This is a genomic window from Nesterenkonia sandarakina, assembly GCF_013410215.1.
In the GTDB taxonomy this organism is placed as follows: domain Bacteria; phylum Actinomycetota; class Actinomycetes; order Actinomycetales; family Micrococcaceae; genus Nesterenkonia; species Nesterenkonia sandarakina.
In genome coordinates this window covers 1,379,013-1,403,464 of record NZ_JACCFQ010000001.1, presented here as the reverse complement: position 1 = coordinate 1,403,464, position 24,452 = coordinate 1,379,013, and the positions used below count along the sequence as shown (strand labels likewise).

At 68.8% G+C, this 24,452-nt stretch carries 20 protein-coding genes; 8 read left to right on the top strand and 12 right to left on the bottom strand.

Annotated features, from left to right (window positions below; all coding sequences use genetic code 11):
* Positions 1-6 precede the first annotated feature (6 nt).
* The 3 genes from crtI to idi are packed head-to-tail and all read right to left on the bottom strand — an operon-like array spanning position 7 to position 3,139.
* Positions 7-1,659, bottom strand: coding sequence for a phytoene desaturase family protein (crtI, locus tag HNR11_RS06490; protein WP_179441620.1), 1,653 nt, complete (start codon positions 1,657-1,659; stop codon positions 7-9).
* A complete protein-coding gene (locus tag HNR11_RS06485; protein WP_179440559.1) occupies positions 1,659-2,534 on the bottom strand; it encodes a squalene/phytoene synthase family protein in 876 nt (291 codons plus the stop codon). The genes crtI and HNR11_RS06485 overlap by 1 nt, the downstream gene beginning before the upstream one ends.
* Entirely contained in the window at positions 2,531-3,139 is a 609-nt protein-coding gene (gene idi / locus HNR11_RS06480) for an isopentenyl-diphosphate Delta-isomerase (RefSeq protein WP_179441619.1), read from the bottom strand. Before idi ends, HNR11_RS06485 begins: the two co-directional genes overlap by 4 nt.
* A 292-nt stretch (positions 3,140-3,431) precedes the next feature.
* On the opposite strand from idi, the gene HNR11_RS06475 reads away from it, so the two are divergent.
* The 5 genes from HNR11_RS06475 to HNR11_RS06455 all read left to right on the top strand — a co-directional run bounded on the left by HNR11_RS06475 (position 3,432) and on the right by HNR11_RS06455 (position 9,095).
* A complete protein-coding gene (locus tag HNR11_RS06475) occupies positions 3,432-4,907 on the top strand; it encodes an SDR family oxidoreductase (RefSeq protein ID WP_179441618.1) in 1,476 nt (491 codons plus the stop codon).
* A 142-nt stretch (positions 4,908-5,049) separates the two neighbouring features.
* Positions 5,050-5,781, top strand: coding sequence for a fasciclin domain-containing protein (locus HNR11_RS06470; RefSeq protein WP_246310339.1), 732 nt, complete (start codon positions 5,050-5,052; stop codon positions 5,779-5,781).
* 174 nt (positions 5,782-5,955) lie between these two features.
* Entirely contained in the window at positions 5,956-6,564 is a 609-nt protein-coding gene (locus HNR11_RS06465; RefSeq protein ID WP_246310338.1) for a sigma-70 family RNA polymerase sigma factor, read from the top strand.
* The gene (locus tag HNR11_RS06460) at positions 6,561-7,367 is read left to right on the top strand and encodes an anti-sigma factor (RefSeq protein ID WP_179441617.1); all 807 of its coding nucleotides are present in this window, start codon (positions 6,561-6,563) and stop codon (positions 7,365-7,367) included. Before HNR11_RS06465 ends, HNR11_RS06460 begins: the two co-directional genes overlap by 4 nt.
* A gap of 45 nt (positions 7,368-7,412) precedes the next feature.
* Positions 7,413-9,095, top strand: a complete 1,683-nt coding sequence (locus tag HNR11_RS06455) for a molybdopterin-dependent oxidoreductase (RefSeq protein WP_179441616.1) — start codon at positions 7,413-7,415, stop codon at positions 9,093-9,095.
* Positions 9,096-9,101: 6 nt separating this feature from the next.
* Here the strand turns inward: HNR11_RS06455 and HNR11_RS06450 are convergent, their stop codons facing one another.
* The 5 genes from HNR11_RS06450 to HNR11_RS06430 form a co-directional block, all read right to left on the bottom strand.
* Positions 9,102-10,280 (bottom strand): pyridoxal phosphate-dependent aminotransferase, encoded by a 1,179-nt coding sequence (locus tag HNR11_RS06450; protein WP_179441615.1) that lies wholly within the window; start codon positions 10,278-10,280, stop codon positions 9,102-9,104.
* Between the two features lie 26 nt (positions 10,281-10,306).
* The gene (locus tag HNR11_RS06445) at positions 10,307-12,676 is read right to left on the bottom strand and encodes an ATP-binding cassette domain-containing protein (RefSeq protein ID WP_179441614.1); all 2,370 of its coding nucleotides are present in this window, start codon (positions 12,674-12,676) and stop codon (positions 10,307-10,309) included.
* 15 nt (positions 12,677-12,691) lie between these two features.
* Entirely contained in the window at positions 12,692-13,930 is a 1,239-nt protein-coding gene (gene rlmN, locus HNR11_RS06440) for a 23S rRNA (adenine(2503)-C(2))-methyltransferase RlmN (RefSeq protein WP_179442891.1), read from the bottom strand.
* Between the two features lie 251 nt (positions 13,931-14,181).
* Positions 14,182-15,618, bottom strand: a complete 1,437-nt coding sequence (locus tag HNR11_RS06435; protein ID WP_179441613.1) for a sodium:solute symporter family protein — start codon at positions 15,616-15,618, stop codon at positions 14,182-14,184.
* Positions 15,619-15,721: 103 nt separating this feature from the next.
* Positions 15,722-16,564 carry a MurR/RpiR family transcriptional regulator gene (locus HNR11_RS06430; protein ID WP_179441612.1) on the bottom strand — a complete coding sequence of 281 codons (843 nt, stop codon included), beginning with the start codon at positions 16,562-16,564 and terminating at the stop codon, positions 15,722-15,724.
* An 85-nt stretch (positions 16,565-16,649) separates the two neighbouring features.
* Between HNR11_RS06430 and HNR11_RS06425 the strand changes: the two genes are divergently transcribed.
* A complete protein-coding gene (locus HNR11_RS06425) occupies positions 16,650-17,876 on the top strand; it encodes a metal-dependent hydrolase family protein (RefSeq protein WP_179441611.1) in 1,227 nt (408 codons plus the stop codon).
* A gap of 12 nt (positions 17,877-17,888) precedes the next feature.
* On the opposite strand, the gene HNR11_RS06420 is transcribed toward HNR11_RS06425, so the two are convergent.
* Both HNR11_RS06420 and HNR11_RS06415 read right to left on the bottom strand, forming a co-directional pair.
* Positions 17,889-18,908: a siderophore-interacting protein gene (locus HNR11_RS06420; protein WP_179441610.1), complete on the bottom strand. Its 1,020-nt coding sequence runs from the start codon at positions 18,906-18,908 to the stop codon at positions 17,889-17,891.
* Positions 18,905-19,924 (bottom strand): ABC transporter substrate-binding protein, encoded by a 1,020-nt coding sequence (locus HNR11_RS06415; protein ID WP_246310337.1) that lies wholly within the window; start codon positions 19,922-19,924, stop codon positions 18,905-18,907. Before HNR11_RS06415 ends, HNR11_RS06420 begins: the two co-directional genes overlap by 4 nt.
* Positions 19,925-20,041: 117 nt before the next feature.
* On the opposite strand from HNR11_RS06415, the gene HNR11_RS06410 reads away from it, so the two are divergent.
* The gene (locus HNR11_RS06410) at positions 20,042-21,112 is read left to right on the top strand and encodes a FecCD family ABC transporter permease (protein WP_179441608.1); all 1,071 of its coding nucleotides are present in this window, start codon (positions 20,042-20,044) and stop codon (positions 21,110-21,112) included.
* Entirely contained in the window at positions 21,109-22,149 is a 1,041-nt protein-coding gene (locus tag HNR11_RS06405) for an iron chelate uptake ABC transporter family permease subunit (RefSeq protein ID WP_179441607.1), read from the top strand. Before HNR11_RS06410 ends, HNR11_RS06405 begins: the two co-directional genes overlap by 4 nt.
* 41 nt (positions 22,150-22,190) lie before the next feature.
* Here the strand turns inward: HNR11_RS06405 and HNR11_RS06400 are convergent, their stop codons facing one another.
* Positions 22,191-23,744: an amidohydrolase gene (locus HNR11_RS06400; protein ID WP_179441606.1), complete on the bottom strand. Its 1,554-nt coding sequence runs from the start codon at positions 23,742-23,744 to the stop codon at positions 22,191-22,193.
* The gene (locus tag HNR11_RS06395) at positions 23,741-24,415 is read right to left on the bottom strand and encodes an FMN-binding negative transcriptional regulator (protein ID WP_179441605.1); all 675 of its coding nucleotides are present in this window, start codon (positions 24,413-24,415) and stop codon (positions 23,741-23,743) included. The genes HNR11_RS06400 and HNR11_RS06395 overlap by 4 nt, the downstream gene beginning before the upstream one ends.
* Between the last annotated feature and the right edge of the window lie 37 nt (positions 24,416-24,452).

The following is a 24,452-nucleotide window of genomic DNA, read 5'->3' as shown; positions in this document are numbered from 1 at the left end:
GCTCGCTCAGCCCGCCTTCCCGCCAGCGCGGGTCTCCAGAGTGTCGGCGCCCAGGGAGTCCGGACGCAGCGGGCCGGCGCTGTAGTCGCGTCGCAGATGCTTGAGCACCAGCTCCGCGCTGATCAGGCACATCGGCACCCCGATGCCCGGCGCCACGGTGCCTCCGGCGTAATAGAGGCCGCGCACCTTCGGTGAGACGTTCTGCGGGCGGAACATCGCGGACTGCAGCAGCGTGTGCGCCTGTCCCAGCACCGACCCCCGCCAGGAGTTGTAGTCCGCCGCGAAATCGGCCGGGCCGATGGTCTCGCGCAGCACGATCCTCTCTTCGAAGTCCTCGATCCCCGCCCAGCCGCCGATCTGCTCGATCGCGGCCTGCGCGATCTGCTCCACGGCCGGGTCCCCGGCGCCGTCGCGACCGCCGGCACCCAGGGAGAGGTCGGCCGGGACCGGGATCAGCACGAAGAGGTTCTCATGGTCCTCCGGCGCCAGACCCGGCTCGCTTGCGCTGGCTCGGCAGACGTAGGAGGAGGCCGGCGTCGGGATGGAGGGGTTCTCCCCGAAGATGGACTCGAAGTTCGCCGTCCAGTCCTGGGTGAAGAACAGCGAGTGGTGGGCCAGCTCGGGGAGCTTCCCGCGCACGCCCAGCATCACCAGCACTGCGCCGGGGCCGGAGGTGACCTTGTCCCACCAGCTCTCGGGGTAGCTGCGGTCCGCCTCGGCGAGCAGGGCGGTCTCGGTGTGGTGCAGATCGGCCGCGGAGACCACATGATCGGCGTGCTCGGTGTGCACGGTGCCATGCTCGTCGCGCCAGCGCACGCCCGTGGCGACGCGCTGTCCGCCGGTCTTGAGCCGGGAGCCGAACCCGGTGCGCGGTGAGGCTTCGGTGAGGATCTCGATGACCTCCGCGCCGGTGGTGATCTGGGCTCCCGCGCCCTCAGCCAGCCGTCGGAAGCTCGCAAGGACCTCCCAGAATCCACCCATCGGGTAGCGCACGCCGTCGTCGAGGTCCAAGGCGCTCATCAGGTGGTACATGGCCGGGGCGTCCTGCGGGCGGGTGCCCAGGAAGACTGCGGGGTAGCCGAGGATCTGGCGCAGCACCGGGTGCTTGAACCGGCGCTGCACGAAACGTTCCAGTGAGGTCAGCAGCAGCTGCGCGAGCTCCGGCGCGGACTTGAGCACCTCGGGCACCGCCAGGTTGTTCAGCCGCTTGAACGGGTTGTAGAGGAAGCGGCGCTCGGCGATCGCGGTGGTGCGCTTGGCGGACGCGATGTACTTCTCCAGGGCCGGGCCGCTGCCAGGTTCAAGCTCCTCGAAGAGGGCCCGGACCCGCTCCGCACCCTTGGGCAGATCCACCGGGGCAGGGGGCGCCTGGCCGGGTTCGGGCTCGGAGTAGACCCGGTAGGCCGGGTCCAGGTCCACCAGGGTGAGCTGCTCGGCCGCCGTGGTGCCCATCAGGTTGTAGAAGTGTTCGAACACCGAGGGCATCAGGTACCACGAGGGTCCGGTGTCGAATCGGAAGCCGTCCTCCGCCAGCATCCCGGCGCGGCCTCCGGTCCGCTCCCCCTTCTCCAGGACCAGGACGTCATGGCCTTCTCGGGCCAGCAGCGCGGCGCTGGCAAGTCCGGCGACTCCGGCGCCGATCACTATGGTGCGAGGCATCAGTGGGTCTCCAGTCGTGTTCTCAGGGCGGCCCGGGCGGCCAGTCCTGCTTTGCAGGCGTTGGAGACCCGGACCCGGGAATGGTAGAGCTCCTCGACCGGGGTCACCGCGATCTTCTCCAGCAGCGCTTCGAAGAGTGCACAGGCGCTGCGCACCGCGGTCCGCGCATCGCGCGGCAGCAGCGGCATGGCGGCGCGGGCATCGGCGAGCTGGAGCCGGACCGTGTCCACCCACTGTTGGCGCTGGGCCTCGGTCATCCCGGTCCCGCCGCCCAGATAATCGCGTCCGAGCTCGCCGGTGTCCTCTGCCAGGTCGCGCAGGAAGTTGATGTTCTGGAACGCCGCTCCCAGCGCCCGTGCCCCATGGACCAGGGTCTCTCGCTCCGCCGGTGTCGGCTGCTCCTCGCGCAGGAACACCTGCAGGCACATCAGCCCGATCACCTCGGCGGAGCCGTAGACGTAGTCCTGATGCTCGGCGGCGCCATAGGCGGCAGGTTCCAGATCAGCACGCATCGAGTCGAAGAACGGATCGATCAGATCCGCTCCGATCTGCGCCTCCAGAGCGGTGCGCGCGAAGGCATGCACCACCAGGTCGGTGCTGTAGCCCCGCTGCATCGCGCGGCGGGTCTCCTCGGCGTAGTGCTCCAGCGCCTCGGCCTTCTCAGCCGGGTCCAGGCCGGCGGCGCTGGCGGCGCCGTCGACGACCTCGTCGGCCACCCTCACAAGGGCGTAGAGGCTGCGCACATGGCTGCGGTGGCGCGGTCCCAACAGCTTCGTCGCCAGCCCGAACGAGGTCGAGTAGGAGGAGATCACACGGTCCGCCGCAGCACGGGCGGTCTGGGTGAAGTGCTCGGCCGGATCGACGGGTGCGCTCACGCGGGGGCACCCCAGCCGGGCCGCGGCGCGAGGCTGTTCTGATCTGCGGCGTCGGGCTGATCTGCGGGCTCGCGCTGCGCGAGGGCGGCGAGCTGCTCGACCATCCAGGGGCTGAACGCGTAGGGCGCCTCCGCCACGGCCCGCTTCAGCGCCTCGGCGTCCACCCATTGCCACTGGCTGACCTCAGCGTCCGCCGGGGTGAGCTCTGAGTCCAGCACCGCAGTGAAGACCGGGCAGATCTCGTTCTCGACGACACCGCTGGCGTCCACCGCGCGATACCTGAACTCCGGCAGCAGCGGGCGGATCTCGGTGAGCTCCGCGCCGAGCTCGTCGCGGGCCCGACGGCGCACCGCCTCGGTGAGCTCCTCCCCCATTCCGGGGTGCCCACAGAAGCTGTTGGTCCACACACCCGGCCAGGTGGTCTTCGACAGCGCCCGGCGGGTGAGCAGCAGCCTGCCCGCGGCGTCGAAGAGGTAGCAGGAGAACCCCAGGTGCAGCGGGGTCTCGGCAGTGTGCACCGTGGCCTTGGGGGCCGAGCCGACGGGCGCACCTGCCTCGGAAAGGAGAACGACGTGTTCCTCGGTCGAGGACGTGCCTGAGGTCATGGATCGAGCATAGCTACCCGAGCCGCCCGCCCGCGGGACACATGACCGTCGCGGCGTGGATAAGACGCCCCCGTGACGCCTGTGCGACCCACTCGGGACACCGGGCCGAGCCCGCCGAGCACCGCGCCGAGGCCGCCAAGCACCGCGCCGACATCGCCGAGCAGGAGGGCGGGATGACTCGGGGTGACTTTCACAGAGTCCGCCGAGACGTCGGTGTTAGATTGGCCGGGACGTGCCGCGGCAGGTCAGGACTGTCCGGCCGCGGAGATCTTCGAGCGAGGATGTGGGCCAGATGGCAACAGCAGCGGTGACCGGAGCGACGGGGTATATCGGAGGGCGGCTGGTGCCACAGCTGCTCAGTGCAGGACATGAGGTGCGCGTGCTCACGCGCCGGGCGGATGCGCTGCGCGATGTCCCGTGGCGGGACGAGGTCACCGTCGTCGAGGGTGACCTGACCGACCCCGAGGCGGCCCGTGAGCTCTGCGAAGGCGCCGACACGGCGTACTTCCTGGTGCACTCCATGACCTCCGACCGCAGCTTCGAGGAGCTCGACGAACGTTGCGCCGAGGTGCTGGGCGGCGCCGCCAAGGCTGCCGGCGTCGACCACATCGTCTACCTGGCAGGTCTGCACCCGGACGCGAACGAGGGCGAGCTCAGCGCTCACCTGCGCTCCCGGGTCCATGTGGGCGAGGTGCTGGAGTCCAGCGGTGTGCCCACCCTGACCCTGCAGGCCGGACTGGTGATCGGTTCCGGCTCCGCCAGCTTCGAGATGATCCGCCACCTCACCGATGTGCTCCCGGTGATGCCGGCCCCGAAGTGGGTGCTGAACCAGATCCAGCCCATCGCCGTGCGCGATGCGCTGCACTACCTGACCCGCGCCATGGACATCGAGCTGAGCGAAAGCGTCCGCGCCGACATCGGCGGACCTGATGTGCACAGCTACGCCGAGCTGATGAAGATCTACGCCCGCACCGCGGAGCTCAACGAACCTCGAGTGATCGCGCTGCCGGTGCTCACCCCCTGGCTCGCCGCGCAGTGGGTCAACCTGGTCACCCCGATCCCGCGCACGCTGGCCATCCCGCTGGTGGAATCGCTCCAGCATGACTGCGTGGTCAAGGACCACGTCATCGACGACATCATCGCCCCACCCCAGGAGGGGCTCACCGACTATGAGACCTCTGTGCGGCTGGCTCTGGACAAGATCTCCGCCGATCGGGTGGAGACCACCTGGGCCGCGGCGCACCCGCTGGACGTGCCCTCGGAATCGCTGCCCTCGGACCCGGACTGGACCGGACGCTCGGTGTTGGTCGATGAGCGTGAGCGGCTCTCCACCGCCTCACCTGACGCGGTCTTCGCGATCATCGAAGGCATCGGCGGAGAGACCGGATACTTCTCGCTCTCTCGGGCCTGGGCGCTGCGGGGACTCGCGGACAAGCTCGTCGGCGGGGTCGGCATGGGCCGCGGCCGGCGCAGCCGGGGCCAGCTCGCACTTGGTGACACCCTCGACTGGTGGCGGGTAGAGGACCTGGAGCGCGGCAGGCTGCTGCGCCTGCGCGCAGAGATGAAGGTGCCCGGTCAGGCGTGGCTGGAGTTCATGGTGGAACCGGAGGGGACCGGCTCGCGCTACCGGCAGCGAGCGATCTTCTTCCCGCGCGGCCTCGCCGGTCGGGCCTACTGGCTCGGGGTGACCCCGTTCCACGCGATCATCTTCCGCAAGATGGCGGCCCGGATCCTCGCCGAGGCCGAGCAGTCGAGCACGCGCAGATGACCCGGATCTGACCCTCGGGAAAGTTTTTCAACAAATCACCATCCGATCCTGTCCCCGCTCCGAACTCTGCGTACATGGCCTGGTCGATACCCCGACCAGAGGCCGTGACACAGACCAAGTGCGATCAACAGGAGATTCAGTCATGAAGACCGAGATGCGCAAGACCTCGTCCCTGCTCGGAATCGGCATGGTGGCCCTGCTGGGCCTCAGCGCCTGCGGCGGCGACGCCGAAGAGCCGGCAGCAGAGTCCGACCAGGAGATGACCGAGGAGACCATGGAGTCAGAGGCTCCCATGGATGAAGAGACCGAGTCCATGGAGTCCGAGGAGCCCATGGATGAGGAGTCGGAGTCCATGGACGAGGCTGATCCGGCGGCCAACCTGGTCGGCGCCAGCTGTGCCGACTACGCCGAGCAGGTCCCCGAGGGCGACGGCTCGGTCGAGGGCATGGCCCAGGATCCGGTGGCCACCGCCGCCTCGAACAACCCGATGCTGACCACGCTGACCGCGGCAGTCTCCGGCGAGCTGAACCCCGATGTGGACCTGGTGGACACGCTCAATGGTGACGAGTTCACCGTGATCGCTCCCACCGATGACGCATTCGCCGCCATCCCTGAAGAAGACCTCAACGCTGTGGTCGAGGATGCCGACATGCTCACCGATGTGCTGACCTACCACGTCATCCCCGGCCAGCTCTCCCCCGATGAGATCGCCGGCGAGCACGAGACCGTCAACGGCGCCACCGTGACCGTCGAGGGCGAAGGCGACGATCTGATGTTCGACGAGGCCGGCCTGGTCTGCGGCGGCGTGATGACCGACAACGCCACCGTCTACATGGTCGACGCCGTGCTGATGCCAGCAGCTGCCGAGGAGTGATCCTCGCTGGGCTCGGTCACCGCTGAGCGCTCCTGAGCAGTTCTGAACGACCCGGCGGCGCCGCGCACCCACCCTGATCTCGGGATGCGGGCGCCGCCGTCGTCAGTTCACACACCAGCTGCAAGACGCCAGTCGATGCGAAGGTCTCCGCCCAGGATGTGGCATCCTGTTGGGATGCAAGAGATGGGCAGGTCCGGGTCAGCGGCCGACGGCGCGCAGATTCCGGTGGACGGCTCGGCGGATCCCTGCGGCGATCTGCTGCTGCGGATCCAGCAGGGCGACGAGCGGGCCTTCGAGCAGCTCTACCACGACCAGGGCTCGATTCTGTTGGCGACTGCACTTCGGGTGCTGCGGAACAGATCCCTGGCGGAGGAAGTTCTCCAAGAGATCTTCACCGAAGTCTGGATCAACGCCAAGAGCTACCGGCCGAACGCCGGAAGCGGACGGGCCTGGCTGACCACGATGTGCCGGCGTCGAGCGATCGACCGGGTACGAGCGGTCCAGGCCCAGCAGAACCGAGACTTCACCCAGGGGGTGAAGCAGGCTCACGAGCATGAGCCAGATGTCCAGGACTCAGTCCTCACACAGGTGGAGGCAGATCGGGCGCGCACCGCGCTGCAGAGACTCCCCGAAGAGCAGGCCACCGCGATTGCGATGGCCTACTACCAGGAACTGTCTCACTCAGAGATCGCCACGCGACTCGATGTCCCGCTTGGGACAGTGAAATCCAGAATACGAGACGGCATGCGAAGACTCAGGGCCCAGTTAGGAGGTGCCGGATGAACGCCGATCGCGAATACCTGGCAGCTGGCCTTGCCCTCGGGACCCTGGCCGATGCCGAGATGCTCCAGGCCCTCGACCTCGAGGCCACCGACCCCAGCTTCGCCGAGGAGGTCCAGTCCTTCAGCGAGACGCTGGGACTGCTGGCCGAGTCTGATGACGCCATCGCGCCCAGCCCAGAGACCGAAGCGGCGATCCTCGCCATCCCCCGGCTGCACCAGCAGGCGCCTGACTCGGCGCCGGAGGATGTGTCAGCCACTGTGCCAGCCCCCGCGTCAGCCCCTGACGCACCGCAGGAGCAGCGGGAGCGCCCGGCTGCGGCGTCGCGGTCGCGCCGACCGGCCACGATGCTCTTCGCGCTGGCCGCCTCCACCTTGCTGCTGCTCTCCGCGGTCCTGGCCGGAGCGCTAATCAACCAGCAGCAGGACACCACCGAGATCCAGGAATCGCTGACCGTGGCGGAGGCGGAGCGCGAGCGTACCCAGCGTCTGCTCAGCGCCTCTGATCTGGCCTTCACCGAGGCGGAGGCGACCGTGGGCGGACGGCTGACCCTGGCCTACTCGGTCTCCGAGCAGATGCTGCACCTGACACCTCACGACATGCCCGAGCTCAGTGAGGACCAGACCATGCAGCTCTGGCTGATCGATGAAGAGGGCCCGCACAGCGCCGGACTGATGACCGGCACCAGCACCGAGCTGCTCACGGACCTCCCCATGGACCAGGACATGACCTTCGGCGTCACGGTGGAACCGGCGGGCGGCTCCGAGGCCCCCACCAGCGACCCCGTGGTTCTCGCAGATCTCTGACCCGGTCCACCCATCCGAATGCCGCCTCGGCTACGAACTCAAGACATGACTGAGACAGTGCACGAGACGCCCGGCACCCAGGAACCAGCCGCAGGCCGAGATCCTCGGCGCCGACGTGACCTGATCCCGCACCTGCTGGCAGGTGTCCTTGCCGCGGCGATCTTCCTGGGCCTGGCGGATCTCATCTCCAGGCTCTTCGGTCCCGCCTCCTCTCCGCTGGTCTCGCTGGGCTCCACGATCATCACGCTCTCACCGAGCTGGCTGCAGGATTTCGCGATCTCCTACTTCGGGAGCAACAACAAGCTGGTGCTCTACCTGAGCATGGGCATCGTGGGGATGATCCTGGCGGCCCTGATCGGGGCCCTGGCCCGGCGCAGCCTGCGCCTGGCCGTGATCGTGTTCTCCGCGGTCGTGGTGACCCTGCTCGTCGTGGTGCTGCTGCGACCCGAGAGCTCGCCGCTGGACGCACTGCCGACCCTGATCGGCGGCGGACTCGGCATCGTGAGCCTGCTGCTGCTCAGCGGCGCGGCCACGGGCTTCACCCGCGCCTCCCAGGCCGACCGTGCTGGCTCGAGCGCCGGCTCACCCACAACCCCCTCCGCCACCTCATCCCCCGCCGCCGACCGCCCCAGCACCGAAGATGACCGCGCCCATTCGCGGCGCCGCTTCCTGGGCCTGGCAGCCGCCGGCACCGCCATCGCCGCGGGCTCGATCACCTTCGGCCGCTCGGTCAACGCCTTCGGCGTCGGCGCCGGGGAGGCCGCAGCACGGCTGGTCCTGCCCGCCCCCGCGGTGCCCGCCCCGGCGATCCCGGCCGGGGCCAGCGTCGGGGTGGACGGGGTCGCACCGTTCATCACCCCGAACAACGACTTCTACCGGATCGACACCGCCCTGGTGGTGCCGGAGCTCTCCCCCGAGGACTGGACGCTGCGGATCCACGGCCTGGTCGAGGAGGAGGTCACCATCACCATGGCTGAGCTGCTGGAGCTGCCGTTGGAGGAGCACCACATCACCCTGACCTGCGTGTCCAACCCCGTGGGCGGAGATCTGCTGGGCAACGCCACCTGGCTCGGCTACCCGATCCGGGAGCTGCTCGCCCGGGCCCGCCCGCTGGGCGAGGCCGATATGGTGCTCTCCCGCTCCATCGACGGCTGGACCGCCTCCACCCCGCTGGAGGTGCTCACCGATGAGGACCGCGCCTGCCTGCTGGCCGTGGGGATGAACGGCGAGCCGCTTCCCGCCCAGCACGGCTACCCGGCTCGGCTGGTGGTGCCGGGCCTCTACGGCTACGTCTCGGCCACCAAATGGGTCACCGAGCTGGAGGTCACTCGCTTCGATGCCGAGACCGCGTACTGGACCGATCGGGGCTGGGACGCGAGGGGCCCGATCCTGGTCGCCTCGCGGATCGATGTGCCCCGCCCGCTGGCCCGCGTGGACAGCGGCGAGGAGCTCGTCGTCGCCGGTACCGCCTGGGCCCAGCACGAGGGTGTCGCCGAGGTCGAGGTGCGCCTGGACGACGGGGACTGGGAGTCCGTGGAGCTGGCCGATGAGGTCAACATCGACACCTGGCGGCAGTGGCGGCACACCTTCGCCGATGTCAGCTCAGGGCGACATGCGGTGACCGTGCGCGCGATCAACGCCGCCGGGGAGACCCAGACCGATGAGCGCCGGGATCCGATCCCCAATGCCGCCACCGGTCAGCACCGGATCGAATTCAGCGTGGACTGATCGGGCTCATGCCCGGACGGCCTGGAATGCCAGGATCCGGCGCAGTCCCTCCGCGACAGCCTGCTCCCCGGGGGCCAGGCTGAGCCGGATCCAGTGCTGCCCGGCCACCGGATCGAAGTCGGTGCCTGGGACGACGGCGACACCGGCACCCTCCAGCAGGGCTGCGCAGTAGGCCGGTGAATCACCGAAGCGCTCGAGCTGCTCGCCCAGATGCGCGTAGACGTAGAAGGCGCCGTCGGCCGGGGCGACCTCGCCCCAGCCCAGCTGTGGGATCAGCCCCAGCACGCGCTCGCGCGCAGCGGCATAACCGCTCACCTGCGAGGCGGCGAAGTCGAGCGAAGCCGGCGTGAACGCCTCGACGGCCGCGAGCTGGGTGGCGTGCGGCGGGCAGAGCGACACGTTCCCGGCGAGCCGGGACACCGGGTCCACCAGGTGCTCCGGGAGCACCATCCAGCCCAGCCTCCAGCCGGGCATCCCCCAGTATTTCGAGAAGGAGGAGATGACCACCGGGTCCTCCCCCATCTCGGTGGCGCTCACGTTCTCGGACCCGTAGCTGATCCCGTGATAGATCTCATCGCTGATCAGCTGGACTCCGTGCTCGACGCACCACGCGGCGAGCTCTTCCAGCTGTGCCCGCTGAACCATGGTGCCGGTGGGGTTCGCCGGTGAGGCGAGGATCAGTCCGGCCAGGGAGTTGCCGGCGTCGAGCTGGTCCTGCAGCTGTGCGATCGTGGGCTGGAACCGCTCTTTCGGGCCGCAGTCCAGGTCCACCACCTCGATGCCGAGCGCGGTGAGGATGTTGCGGTAGGCGGGGTACCCGGGGCGCGCCAGCGCGACCCGGTCTCCCGGGTCGAAGGCCGCCAGGAAGCTGAGCATGAAGGCCCCCGAGGAGCCGGTGGTCACCGCGATCCGCTCCGGCGGCACAGTGACCCCGTACCAGCTTTCGTAGTGTGCTGCGATCGCTTCGCGCAGCGGGGCGATCCCCATCGCCGCGGTGTAGTTCAGCACTGTGTTGCTGGCGTGGATCGCCGCGGCCGCCTGGTTGACCGCCACCGGGGCGCCGGAGCCGGGCTCTCCTGCGGTCAGGGAGACGACGTCCTTTCCGGCGGCGCGCATCGCATCGATCCGCGCCAGGATGCTCATCACCTCGAAGCCGGGGACCTGTGATCTCTGCGAAGGCATCATCGCCCCAGCCTATCCAGACCCAACGATCACCCGGCGACGTAGCGCGCCAGGTGCTGCGCGGTGAGCGTCTGCGCCTGGGCGATCAGCTGGGCCGGGGTGCCGGTGAAGACCACCCGGCCGCCGTCGCTGCCTGCCCCTGGCCCCATGTCGATGATCCAGTCCGCGTGGGCCATCACGGCCTGGTGATGCTCGATCACGACCACTGAGGTTCCGGAGTCCACCAGCCGGTCGAGCAGGCCCAGCAGGTTCGCCACGTCAGCCAGGTGCAGCCCGGTGGTGGGTTCATCCAGGACGTAGACCCCGCCGGGGTCGGCCATCTTCGTGGCCAGCTTGATCCGCTGCCGCTCACCCCCGGAGAGCGTGTTCAGCGGCTGCCCCAGCCGCAGGTAGCCCAGGCCGACGTCGGAGAGTCGGGTCAGGATCTTCATCGCGGCCGGGACGCGGGCGGCCCCGGCGGAGAAGAACGCCTGCGCCTGGTCCACCGAGAGGCTGAGCACCTCACTGATGTTCTTGGCTCCGCCGTGCTCGTCGCCGAGCGTGTATGCCAGCACCTCGCGCCGGAAGCGGCGGCCCTCACAGTCCTCACAGGGGCTCGCCACCGTCTCCATGACGCCCAGTTCGGTGTAGATCACCCCGGCGCCGCCGCAGGTGGGGCAGGCCCCCTCGGAGTTCGCGCTGAACAGCGCGGGCTTGACCCCGTTGGCCTTGGCGAAGGCCTTTCGGATCGGCTCCAGCAGCCCGGTGTAGGTGGCGGGGTTCGAACGCGAGGAGCCTTTGATCCCGCTCTGGTCGATGAAGGTCACTCCCTCCCGTCCGGCGAGGCTGCCCTCGATCAGCGTGGACTTTCCCGATCCGGCCACTCCGGTGATCACGGTGAGCACCCCGGTGGGGATGTCCACGTCGACCTCACGCAGGTTGTTGCGCCGGGCTCCGCGGATCTGCATCTCCCCGGTGGCCGAGCGGACCTCGTCCTTGACCTGCGCCCGGTAGTCCAGGTGCCGGCCGGTGAGGGTGTCGCTGCCGCGCAGCTGCGCCACGGTGCCCTCGAAGCAGAGCTCCCCGCCGGCCTCCCCGGCCCGTGGGCCCAGGTCCACCACATGGTCGGCGATCTCGATGGTCTCCGGCTTGTGCTCGACCACCAGCACAGTGTTGCCCTTATCGCGCAGTCGCAGCAGCATCGTGTTCATCCGGTCGATGTCATGCGGGTGCAGCCCGATGGTGGGCTCGTCGAAGACATAGGTGATGTCGGTCAGCGCGGAGCCCAGGTGTCGGATCATCTTCACCCGCTGCGCCTCACCGCCGGAGAGCGTGCCGGCTGGCCGGTCCAGACTGAGGTAGCCCAGCCCGATCTCGATGAAGTGCTCCACGGTCTCCAGCAGCGAGGCACGCAGCGGAGCGACCCCGGGGGCCTGAACCGTTCGCAGCCATCCGGCGAGGTCGCTGAGCTGCATCGCGCAGACCTCGGCGATGTTGCGACCCTGAACGGTCACCGAACGGGTGAGCGCGCTCAGCCGGGTCCCCTCGCACTCCGGGCAGGCCACGAAGGTGACCGCGCGGTCCACGAACGCCCGGATATGCGGCTGCATCGCGTCGCGGTCCTTGGCGAGCATGGACTTGCGCACCTGCGGCACCAGACCCTGATAGGTCATGTTGATCCCGCTCATCTTGACCTTCTCCGGCTCGCGGTGCAGCAGATCGTGGCGCTCCTGCTCCGAGTAGTCGCGCACCGGCTTGTCCGGATCGAAGAAGCCGGATTCGGAGTAATACCGCACCGACCAGCCCCCGGCCTTGTACCCGGGCACCGTGATGGCGCCCTGGTTCAGCGAGAGCGACTCATCGATCAGCTGGGCGACGTCGATGTCGTTGATCTGCCCGCGACCCTCGCAGCGCGGGCACATGCCACCGGTGATGCTGAACTCGCGGCGCTCCTTGGTCTTCTCTCCGCCGCGCTCAAAGCTGACCGCACCGGCCCCGCTGATGCTGGCCACGTTGAAGGAGAAGGCCTGCGGGCCGCCGATCTGCGGCTCCCCGATCCGGCTGAACAGGATCCGCAGCAGCGTGTTGACGTCGGTCACGGTCCCCACGGTGGAGCGGCTGTTCGCCCCGAGGCGCTCCTGGTTGACCACGATCGCCGCGGTCAGCCCCTGCAGATCCTCCACCTCGGGTCGGCTCAGGCTCGGCATGAAGCCCTGCAGGAACGCACTGTAGGTCTCGTTGATCATCCGCTGGGACTCCGCGGCGATGGTTCCGAAGACCAGCGAGGACTTGCCCGAACCGGAGACCCCGGTGAAGACGGTCAGGGCCCGCTTCGGGATCTGCAGGCTGAATCCCTTGAGATTGTTCTCTCTCGCACCGATGACCTCGATGACGTCGTGGGGGCGCGAGGGGTCGTTCATCTCAGTCTTCTCCGGTCATTCTTCCGCGGCCGCGAGCTGGCCGCAGGCGCCGTCGATCTCCTTGCCGCGGGTGTCACGCAGCGTGGTGGGCACTCCGAGGGACTCGAGCCGGTTCACGAAGGCCCGCATCACCTCCGGCTCCGAGGAGGTCCAGATCGAGCCCGGAGTCGGGTTCAGCGGGATCGGGTTCACGTGCACCCAGCCGCGGCCCCGGGCGTTGAGCTTCTCGGCCAGCAGCTCGGCGCGCCACAGGTGGTCGTTCATGTCCTTGATCAGCGCGTACTCGATCGAGACACGACGCCCGGTGGTCTGGTAGTAGTGGTACGCGGCGTCGATGGCCTCATCGGCCTTCCAGCGCGAATTCACCGGGATCAGCTCATCGCGCAGCTCATCATCGGGCGCGTGCAGGCTCAGCGCGAAGGTGATCGGCAGGTTCTCATCGGCGAGCTTCCGGATCGCCGGGACCAGTCCCACGGTGGAGATGGTGATCCCGCGGGCGCTCATGCCCAGGCCCTCCGGGGCGGGGTCCACCATGCGGCGCACGGCGTTCATCACGCGCTTATAGTTCGCCAGCGGCTCGCCCATGCCCATGAAGACGATGTTGGAGACCCGCTGCGGGCCCACCGAAGAGGACGACGACGCGCCCTTGCCCGCCGCTGCCGATTCCTCGGACTCGGCGAAGTCGGTCTCCTCGCCCAGGGCTGCGTGATCCTGCTCCTCGGCGAGCTCGGCCGCATTCGGGGCGTCGAGCTCACCGGCGGCGATCACCCGGTTCGCCTGGACGATCTGGTCCACGATCTCAGCCGAGGACATGTTGCGGGTCAGCCCGTTCTGTCCGGTGGCGCAGAAGGGACAGTTCATCCCGCAGCCGCACTGCGAGGAGATGCACAGCGTGATCCGGCTGCGGTAGCGCATCAGCACCGACTCGACCATGGCACCGTCGAAGAGCCGCCAGAGGAACTTGATCGTGGCGCCGTCGTCGGTCTTGAGCCGGCGGACCTCGGTGAGCAGCGGCGGCAGGAACTCATCCACCAGCTGTTCGCGGGTCTCCGCGGGCAGATCGGTCATCTGCTCCGGGTCGGAGGTGTAGTGCCGGAAGTAGTGCACCGAGAGCTGCTTGGCGCGGAACCCAGAGATCCCCAGCTCCTTGGCGCGATCGGTGCGCTCCTGCAGGGTCATGTCCGCCAGATGCTTCGGCGGCTGCTTGACCTTGGGCTGGGCGAACTGCAGCTTCGGTCGCCCCTCGGCGTCCATAGGCTGCTGCCAGCCCTCCGCCTTGGGCCGGATCTGCGGGCGCGCCGCGTCCGAGGAGGGACCCGAGGCTGCCGTCCTGGGCGCCCCAGCTGCGCTGCGGGCGGCAGCCGACTTGGGCGCGGAGATCTTCGGCTCACGCTCGTCGCGGGAGCGGACTTCGTTGCGGGGATTCTTGGGATGTGCCATCCCCGCCAGTCTCCCATGGGCGCGAGCCCGGCGCACTACGTCCCCGGGGGTCGGGCTGAGGCCGTCTAGACCGCAGCGGTCTCCCGTTGCACCGCGGTGCTGTCTTCCAGAACCGGGGCAGGCCTGGTCGCCAGCGAGACGGCCACCAAGGCGATCACCGCGACCGGGAAGGCGACGACGACAGAGTTGATGCCCTCTCCGAAGAGCTCCCACAGCACTGTGACCACTCCACCGGTCAGCATCGAGGCAGTGGCTCCGGCAGCGCTGACACGCTTCCAGAACAGAGCGGCGAGCACCGCCGGAGTCACGGCTGCGCCGTACATCGTGTACGCATACATCTGCAGATCCAGCAACGTGGGGAAGAACTGGACGAGCACATATGCGCAGATCGCGATGACGATCACCGCGAGTCGCGCCGTGAGCACCTGGCTGCCCGGGGCAGATGCATCGCGTCGTGCCCTATCCCGGAAGATCAGGTCGTAGACGATGTTTCCCGAGCAGGTCAGCAGATAGGACGACCCGGTGGTCACGATGAGCGCCAGAGCGGTGACCAGGATGACTGCGCCGACCAGCTCCGGAGTGAAACCGCCCGCGGCCAGCCCGAGGACCGCCATATCAGGCGCGGAATCGGGGTTTACGATCGTGGCCGAGGACGCGAGCAGAATGATCGGAATGATCATCATGAGACCACCGAGGAAGAACAGGAATGCCGCCCGCTGCGCTGTCCGGGGGCTCTTGGCCGCCGAAAGCCTCTGATGCATGTTCTGATCTCCGAGACAGAGCAGGAACAGCGGAAGGAAATAGCCAAGGATCTGCAGCGGCGTCAGCGGCCCCGTGATGGTGCTCAGCGCCGGATCCAGCCGGTCCACGTAGGTGCCGAAGCCTCCCAGGTCTTGTACGAAGACGTAGCCGAGCGCCACGACGAGTCCGAGGATGATCACGATGGCGGAGAGGAAGTCCGTCCAGGCCACGGACTTCAGACCGCCCACCAGGGCCAGGAAGGTGATCAGAAGGACTGCCACGATGGCGCCTTGCGTCTGGCTCAGCGGCGTGATGAGGCTGAAGATGTACCCGGCGCCGGTGAACTGCGTGGCGGCGATTCCCATGAACGCGATCAGCACGATGATCGTCCCGATCGTTCCGGTGTTGCGCCCGAAACGGGTCCGAAGCAGCTGCGGCACGGTGTGGAAGGACTTGCGGCGGATCTTCTGCGCCAGGAACCCCAGAGTGAGTGCGCCCAGCAGAGTTCCCAGGAAGAAGAAGATCCCCGGCAGCGGCCCGTTCTGGAACACGAAGCTGGCACCACCGATGATCGATCCGGAGCCGACAAAGGTGGTCAACATGGTCCCGGCGAGAACCCACGCGGGCAGGGACTGTCCAGCCAGGACGAAGTCTGTCCCCGTCTTGATCTTGGCGCGCTTGCCCAGCCACGCGGCGAAGGCGACCATCAGCAGCAGGTAGCAGACGAGGACGACGATATTGGTCACGGTGCGGTACTCCATCCAAGAGGCGAGTGTGACGTGGAACTCGTCTATAGTGACGGCCCACGAACAGCATTGCAACATTTATTGCATTACTACCGTATTTCCACCCCGAGTCTCTGCCCTAGTCCACGACGACGCCGACCCGGCTCCACATCTCATCCGCTTCACGCAGGCTGGCCTCGGCTCGCGCACGATCGCGCTCGGCGACACCCATCAGCAGCGCCTGGATGACTGAGGTGGCGGGAACACTCGAAGGCAGATACCGGGACGAATCACTGGGGACCGTGATCGCCAGATCCGCCCGCTGCGCCACAGGGGTGGAGCGGTCCACGATCGCCAGCAGCGGCACTCCGCGCTCGGCGGCCAGGAGGGCGAGCTGGTTGACCGCCTCGGTGGTCTTCCAGATGTTGAACGTGATGACCAGATCCGCCGGCCCAAGCTGTCGCACGGCGGTCATCTGCGCCGAGACCGCGCCAGTCTGGAGCGAGAGGTCGCATCCGAGCAGCTGCGCCCCGTGGGCCAGCTGAGCGGCGACTCCGGCGAATATTCCCGTAGCCAGCACCACGCCACGCCTGGCCCCGCCGATCAGCTCGGCGCCGGCCTCGATCACCGTGTCGTCCAAGGTTGACCCAAGCGACTCCAGAGCCCGCACGTCCTCCATGATCGACGCCAGCCCCTTCACCCCCGAGGTCGACCCGCTGAGGATCCGATCGGCGGTCAGCGTGGCAAGGTAGCGCCCGCGGTAGTCCAGCACCAGGTCCGGCCATCCTGAGAACCCCAGGAACTGAGCAGCACGGGTCACGGTCCCGATATTCACCTGCGCGACAGCGGCTAGCTGCGCCGTGGTGGCGAAGGCGGCAAGCTCCGGATCGGCGCGCAGCACCGCCACGACCCGACCCAACGCAGGGGACGGACTGCGGCCGCCGACAAGTTTGTCCACCCAGGTGGAGACGCTGTGACTCATGCTTTGCAAAGTCCTTTGCATATCGTTATGTTGACCAGACCGCGCGAGAACGATCTGCGCTGCCAGAACCGAGAAAGGCTGTCTGATGCAACTCGAGAACTCCCACCGGGCGATCACCAACGTGCGAATCTTGGATCCAGAGACGGAGACCGTCTCTGAACCCACCACCCTGAGGATCGCTCACGATCGTATCGCCTCGATCGGCGGGGAGGCCGAGCCGGAGGCCGAGGCGCTGGACGCCGGCGGTCGGATCGCGATGCCCGGATTGATCGACTGCCATGTCCACGTGCTCGCTAACACCGCGGACCTGGGACGGCTCGGCGAGGAGTCGCCTTCCTACCTCGCCATCACTGCGATGAACTCCATGCAGGACGCCCTCGGCCGGGGATTCACCACGCTGCGTGATGCCGGAGGAGCGGATTTCGGACTGGCCCGAGCCGCCGAGGAAGAGCTCTTCCCGGCACCAAGGCTCTTCTACGGCGGAAAAGCGATCTCACAGACCGGGGGTCACGCCGACATGCGCGCACCTGGCAGCTCGGTCATGGACTCCCATCAGTGCTGCCCACATATGGGCGTCGTCTGCGACGGGGTCTCCGAGGTGCGACGGGCAGCGCGCCACCAGCTGCGCACCGGGGCGGACCATATCAAGCTCATGCTCTCTGGAGGGGTCGCGTCACCCACAGATCGTGTGGATTCCACGCAGTTCTCCGACGAGGAGATCCGCGCCGCCGTCGAGGAGGCCGAGGCCGCCAACCGCTATGCCCTGGGCCACGCCTACACGGCCAGAGCGATCAACCGGGGCCTGAAGCTCGGCGTGCGCTCCATCGAACATGGCAACCTGCTCGATGAGGAGAGCGTGCGGCTCTTCCGAGAGTTCGATGCGTTCCTGGTGCCGACTCTGGTGACCTATGAACGACTCAAGGCCGAGGGCGCAGCTCACGGGCTGCCACAGGAGAGTCAGGACAAGGTCGAGAACGTCCTGCACGCGGGCATCGAAGCGCTGCGGCTGGCCGACGAGGGGGGCGTCAACATCGCCTATGGCTCTGACCTGCTCGGAGGAATGCGCGGCTGGCAGAGCCATGAGTTCGCCATCCGGGCTCGCGTGCAGTCTCCTGGCGCGGTCCTGCGCTCCGCCACCACCACCGCTGCCAAGCTGCTGCGTCGTCAGGACCTCGGAACGCTCTCAGAGGGTGCCGCGGCCGACATCGTCCTGCTCGAGCGCAATCCCCTGGAAGATGTCAGCGTGCTGAGCACCCCGGAGAGCTCGATCAGTCACGTCTTCACTCGTGGCCAGCTGGTGACCGGGCGCTGAGGCCGTCCGCGCTCAGCTGGCGCGGCCCTGCTTCCAATAACCCATGAAGGAGACCTGCTTTCGGCTGAGCCCGACGTCCTTGACCAGGTGACGGCGCAGGCCGGTGATCACACCGGCCTCACCGGCCAGCCAGGCGTACTCGCGGAAGCCATCGGCGTCCCCGACCTCCCAGAGCAGGTCGTCCTCGCCGAGCTCCGCGAGGTCCTCGGCGCCCGAGGGTGCTCCCACCGGTTCACCGCGGGCAGGCTGCCAGGAGGCGCGGCGCTGGGCGAAGATCTCCGCGCGCCGCCGGCCCCAGTTCTGCACGGCACTGGTCAGCGGAGCGCCGCGGGCGGCACCCTCGCGGGGCAGCCAGAAGATCTCCACCCCGGAGCTGTTGGCCACGTCGAGGGCATCCGCGCGCGTGGGGATCTCCAGGTATGCCTCGCCGTGGACCCGCTCGGGCAGCATCTCGAGGATCGCGCAGATCGCGGGGACCGCCGTCTCATCGCCGGCCAGCAGGACATCGCGCGCGGTGTGCGGGTCGAACTCGATTCCGCCGCCGGCCCGGGTGGACCGGCCGTCCGGGCCGATGACCACCAGCTCGTCGCCGACCTCGGCGCGCATCGCCCAGGCGGAGGCGGGACCCTCGGTGCCGTGGACCACGAAGTCCACATCGATCTGCTGCGCCCACGGGCGGATGGCTCGCACGGTGTAGGTCCGGATCGGGTTGCGCTCTGCTTCGGGGAGCTGACGCCAGGTGGTGTACCACTGCATCATCTCCGGCTGCGGCTGGTCGAAGAGGCCCAGATCAGGCAGCGTGCCGTCGGCGCGGGGCAGCAGCAGCTTGATCCGCTGGTCCAGCCCGCCGGTGTGGAAGTGCCGCAGCTCCTCGGCTTCGAGCGTGAAGCGCAGATAGTTCGGACTCAGCCGCTGCACCCGTGCCACCACGGTGGCGTAGGCGCGCTGCGGATTCAGCGTGGCGGGGTCGACGGCGTCGCCATCTCCCACAGCACGGTCCGCCACCGCGGCGAGGCTTGAGCGCAGACTCATTGACCCAGGATCTCCTCGAACTCGGCGCTGAGCTCATCGAGCGCGTAGATCTGCGCCTCGGGGGTGCCCAGCGAGAAGGCGTTGGCGAGGTCTCCGGTGACCACCAGCTCGCGTCCGTCCTCCACGGCGGGGATGCTCGTCCACCCCGCATCCTCGGTGATCTCGGTCTCCTCGATGAAGATCGGGAAGCCGAGGAGCAGGTCTGCGTCGAGCAGCTCGAGCTGCTCATCGGAGATGTTCACGCTGAACTCCCCCTCTCCACCGAGCTCGGCGATCTCTGGGTTCTGCACGAACCCGAGGTCCTCCATGAAGGCGACTCGGCCGTCGGCCGCCGTGTAGGCGCCCCAGCCCTCGGCGGTGCGGGAGGCCACCGTGGCGGTCTGGCCCTCCCATTCCGGGTTCTCCTCGACGGCCGCGGCGAAGGCCTGTTCCTGCTCGGCGAGCATCTCCTCGCCCGCCTCCGGCTGGCCCAGTGCGGCGGCGATCATGCGCACCTGGTCCTCGGACTCGGTCAGGTAGCCCGCTCCGCCGGGGGCCACGCCGACCGTGGGGGCGATGGAGCTGAGTCGGTCGTAGCGTTCCTGGTCCCCCGAGCTGCGCACGTCCAGGATCAGATCCGGCTCCAGGGCGGCCACCGCCTCATAAGAGAGCTCCAGGGTGCCGAGGATCTCCGGGGATTCGGTGTAGGTGTTCTCCACCCAGGGCCCGATCCCGTCCGGATCCTCGAAGCCCAGCCAGTCCGAGGCGCCGACTGGTTCGACCCCGAGGTCCAGTGCCACCTCGGCGTCGCCCCAGCCCAGGGCGACGACCCGCTCGGGTGCCTCTTCGATGGTGACCTCGCCGAACTCGGTGTCGATGGTGGCCGGGTAGGCCCCGCTGGACGCCCCGGCGTCCTGACTCGCGTCGCCGCCTTCTGCGCTGCCGCTGTCCTGCCCGGCTGAGTCCGCGCAGGCGGAGAGGAGAAGGGCGGCTGCGGCGCCGAGTGCGAGGCCGGTGAGACGACGAGATCCGTGCAAGAGGATACTCCTTGTGATGAAAGGATGTGAGGATGGCCTGTTGACCACTCCCCCAGAATAGAACAAATTAGAGCACGAGACAGTATCCATTTCCCACTAAGGCGAGACTCATCCGGCATGACCGCTGAATCCGGCACGCTCAGACGCCCAGGACGCCCCGGGCTGCACCCGCATGCCCTGGGCCGCAGCGCGACGCCGCGCACCACGCTGGCGCTGCTGCTCGGGCTCCTGGTCCTGGGGCTGCTGTGCCTGGCCAGCGTGAGCATCGGCAGCCGCGGCATCGGAATGGACACGGTCTGGGCGGCGCTGAGTGGCGGGGAGGTCAGCGCGACAGACCGGCACGCGGTGCTAGGCCTGCGGCTGCCAAGGACACTGGCCGCCGTCGTCGTCGGGGCCGCGCTGGCAGTGGCCGGGGCGCTGATGCAGTCGCTGACCAGGAACCCGCTGGCCGAGCCGGGCCTGCTCGGGGTCTCCGCAGGCTCGGCCTTCGCGGTGGCGATTGCGATCGTCGGCTTCGGCATCACCTCCCCGCTGGGCTATATCTGGTTCGCCCTGGCCGGGGCGTTCTTCGCGACCGTGGCCGTGGCGCTGATCGGCGGGATGTCCGCGGGCAAGGTGGACCCGATGCGGATGGTCCTGGCCGGGGTCGCACTCTCCGCGGTGCTCTCCGGGGTCATCGGCGCCCTGCGCCTGTCGGACCCGCGCACCTTCGGCGCGCTGCAGGTCTGGGAGGCCGGGATCCTCGCCGGTCGCGGACTCGACGTGACCCTGACCGTGGCACCGCTGGTGCTGCTGGCCCTGATCGTGGCGCTGCCCCTGGGCAAGGGGTTGAACACGCTGGCGCTGGGCGATGAGCTCGCGGCCGCGCTCGGAGTCTCACTGTGGAAGACCCGGGTGCTGAGCATCCTGGCGATCACCATCCTGGCCGGAGGCGCGGCCGCGATCGCCGGGCCGATCGCCTTCATCGGGCTGATGGTCCCACATGCTGCCCGCTTCTTCGCCGGGGCCGATCAGCGCTGGGTGCTGCTGATCTCACTGGTCTTCGGTCCGATCCTGATGCTCACCGCCGACATCGTGGCTCGACTGATCGTCTGGCCCGGGGAGATGCCGGTGGGGCTGGTCAGCGCGCTGCTCGGCGCCCCGGTGCTGGTGCTGCTGATCCGCCGACGCAAGGCGCTGAAGCTGTGAGCGCCGGGGCCGGCTCGCGAACTCGCCAGGCCCGGCTGACCCACCGTCCGGTGCGCTCCTGGCTGGTCGCGGCGGGCCTGCTGACCGGCATCGTGATCCTGAGCATCACCGCCCTGGGGATGGGCGACTACCCGCTGAACCCTGCCGAGGTGCTCGTGGCGCTCACCGGCGGCGGCGGCTTCGACTCCACCGTGGTGCTGCAGTGGCGCCTGCCCAGGATCACCGCCGCTCTGGTGTTCGGGACCGCGCTGGCCCTCTCCGGGGCGCTGTTCCAGACCCTGACCCGCAACCCGCTGGGCTCCCCGGACATCATCGGCTTCTCCACCGGAGCGTATACCGGTGTCCTGCTCGCCACGGTGGGGCTCGGTGGCGCGACCGTGGCCGGCGGGGCGATCGGCACCTCGCTGGGCGCGCTGATCGGAGGTCTGGGCACCGCGCTGATCGTCTATCTCCTGGCCTACCGCGACGGCGTCCAGGGGTTCCGGCTGATCGTGGTGGGCATCGGGATCACCGCCGCGCTGCATGCGGTGAACTCCTGGATCCTGCTGCGCGCCCAGTCCGAGACCGCGATGGGCGCAGCCATCTGGGGCGCCGGGTCACTGGGTCTGACCAGCTGGTCCGCGGTCCTGCCGGCGATCGGGATCGTGCTCGCGGTGACCCCGCTGCTGCTGCTCGCGGTGCGACCGCTGCGTCAGCTGGAGCTCGGCGACGACGTCGCGGCCTCCCACGGGGTGCGCGTGGAACCGACCCGGCTCGCGATCCTGGGGATCGGGGTGCTGCTCACCGCGCTGGTCACCGCGGCCACCGGCCCGATCGCCTTCGTCGCCCTGGCGGCCCCGCAGATCGCGCGGCTGCTCGCCCGCTCGCCCGGGATCCCGCTGGTGAACTCGGCGCTGATGGGCGCGCTGGTGCTGCTCGGCTCTGACCTCATCGCGCAGCAGGCGCTGGCTCAGCCGATCCCGGTGGGCATGGTCACCGTGGTGCTTGGCGGCGGCTACCTGGCGGCCCTGCTGGCCTATCAGGCCCGGAAGGACTGACGGGCACTGACGCCGCACTGGCGCCGCGCAGCCGATCCCGGCTAGCTGATCCCGTCGTAGGTCAACCGACCGCCGAGCAGCGTCGCGGCGACTCCCATCTCGCGCAGACCCGAGCCCTCACCCGCTAGCGGATCACTCTCCACCAGCACCAGATCCGCCGCATCGCCTGCTCGGACCTGGTGGCCGCCCGTCGCGGTCCCGCCCCGGGTGGCTGCCGCGAGCGCGGTGGTCGGGTCCAGACGCTGCTCCGGGTGCCAGGGGTCCCGGCCGTCCCGGCTTCGACTCACCGCGGCCGCGATGGCCACCCAGGGATCCAGCGGAGAGACCGGGGCGTCGGAGCCCAGCCGCAGCGGGACCCCGGCCCGGGTGAGCGCGTCCAGCGGGAAGGCACGATCGGTGCGCCCCGCCCAGTAGGCGTCGGCCACATCCCGGTCATCCATGGCATGTTCCGGCTGCACGCTGGCGGTGAGTCCCAGCCGGGCGAACCGTGGGATGTCCTCCCAGCGCAGCAGCTGGGCGTGCTCGATCACCCCCGGCATGGCCAGGGCCTCGAAGGCGTCCAGCACGGCGGTGTTGGCCCGGTCGCCGATCGCGTGGATCGCCGCAGAGATGCCGCCGTCGCGGGCCTGGCGCATCACCTCCTGGAGCTCCTCCATCGGCACGGTCTGCATCCCGCAGCTGTGCGGATGCATCAGGTCCACCTCGGGATAGGGGTCCCAGCACCATGCGGTGCGGGTGTTCAGTGAACCATCGGAGATCACCTTCAGCGGCCCCATGGTCACCAGCCCGCGCTCGTCGAGCACATCGCCGGTGGAGATCCCGGCCAGCAGCGCGGACTGCAGCCGGTCTGGCCAGACCGAGACCTGTACGCGCAGCGAGTCCACCCCGGCCGCGGTGCGCAGCGGCCAGGCCGAGATGTTGTCGGCGTTCTCGAACTCCACGATCCCCACCACCCCGCGCTCGGCGGCCGCCTGAGCGGTCTGCCGGTAGATCTCCGGGGTCAGCGAGGCGGGGTCCTGGAGCTGGTCCATCACCGCGAAGGAGTCGGCCTCGCGCAGCAGCCCGCTGGCGTCGGTGGAGACTCCGAGCCGGGTCTGCAGCGCGGAGTTCAGCCACATGCAGTGCAGATCCCCGCTGATCAGTCCCACCGGCACCGAGCCAGTCGCCTGATCCAGGCTGCTCAGCGAGGGGAGGTCGGGCCAGAGCCCGTCCCGGAAGCCATAGCCGACGACGCCGGCGCCCGCCCCCTGCGAAGCTGCGGCGCTGAGCTCGGGATCGGCGCTGAGCGCACCGCGCACCAGCTGCAGCACCTCCGCCGCACTGGTGGTGGCGGCGAGATCGAGCCGCCGCCGAGCGATCACCCACTGTGTGAAGTGCACGTGGTGGTCCCACAGTCCGGGGATCAGGAAGCGCCCCTCGGCGTCCAGGGAGTCGGTTGCGGTGGAATCGGTTGCCGCGAGCGAGGCGATCCTCCCCTGGGTCAGCTGCACCTCGTGGAGGACCTCGCTTCCGGGCAGGCGCACATTGCGCAGCAGCAGCGACTCGGGGTGAGCGGCGGGGCTGGGTGTCTCAAGGTCAGCGGAGGCAGGAATCATCGAACACCCTCCTCGAGGGCGGCCCCGTTGACCCGCTCCATCCGATCCGCGAGCGCTGGATCGGCGTAGGGTCCGGTTCCGCGCAGCTGCTCGAGGATGGTGCGCACTGAGTCCATCGGCTTGTCCTGGCTCATCTTCTCCTTGGCTTCGATGCGGGTCACGCGCATCCGGAACCCGACGGTTCCGCGCACGATGCGCTGGGCGTAGTCGCTGGTCTCCGCGCTGGAGTCCAGCAGCTGCGGGTCAGGCAGCCGGCTCTCGAAGTGCTCCACCAGCCGGTGCAGCACTGCCAGGTTCTCGGCATCTGAGAGCACCTCGGGCACGCCGTAGAGGTGGGCCGCCGCGAAGTTCCACGTCGGCACATTGGGCCCATAGCCGTACCAGCTCGGCGAGATGTAGCCGTGGGGCCCCTGGATGATGGCGAGCAGCTCACCGGGCTCGACCCCGTCGGCGCCGCCCAGCCCGAGCTTGGCCTCATCGGGGCGACCCACGTGGCTGAGCAGGACCAGCTCGCCGTCGTCGGCATCTGCCTGGTCATCAATGATCACGGGGTAGTGCGAGGCACTCAGGCCCGCCGCAGGATGGGCCACGAAGGTGCACCAGGGGTGCGCCGTGATCAGCTCCTTGATGACCTCGAGATCCTCGAGCGCGTAGTCCGGGTTGTGCCGCATCCCCCTAGGATAGGGAGCTGCCTCTGACGCACCAAGT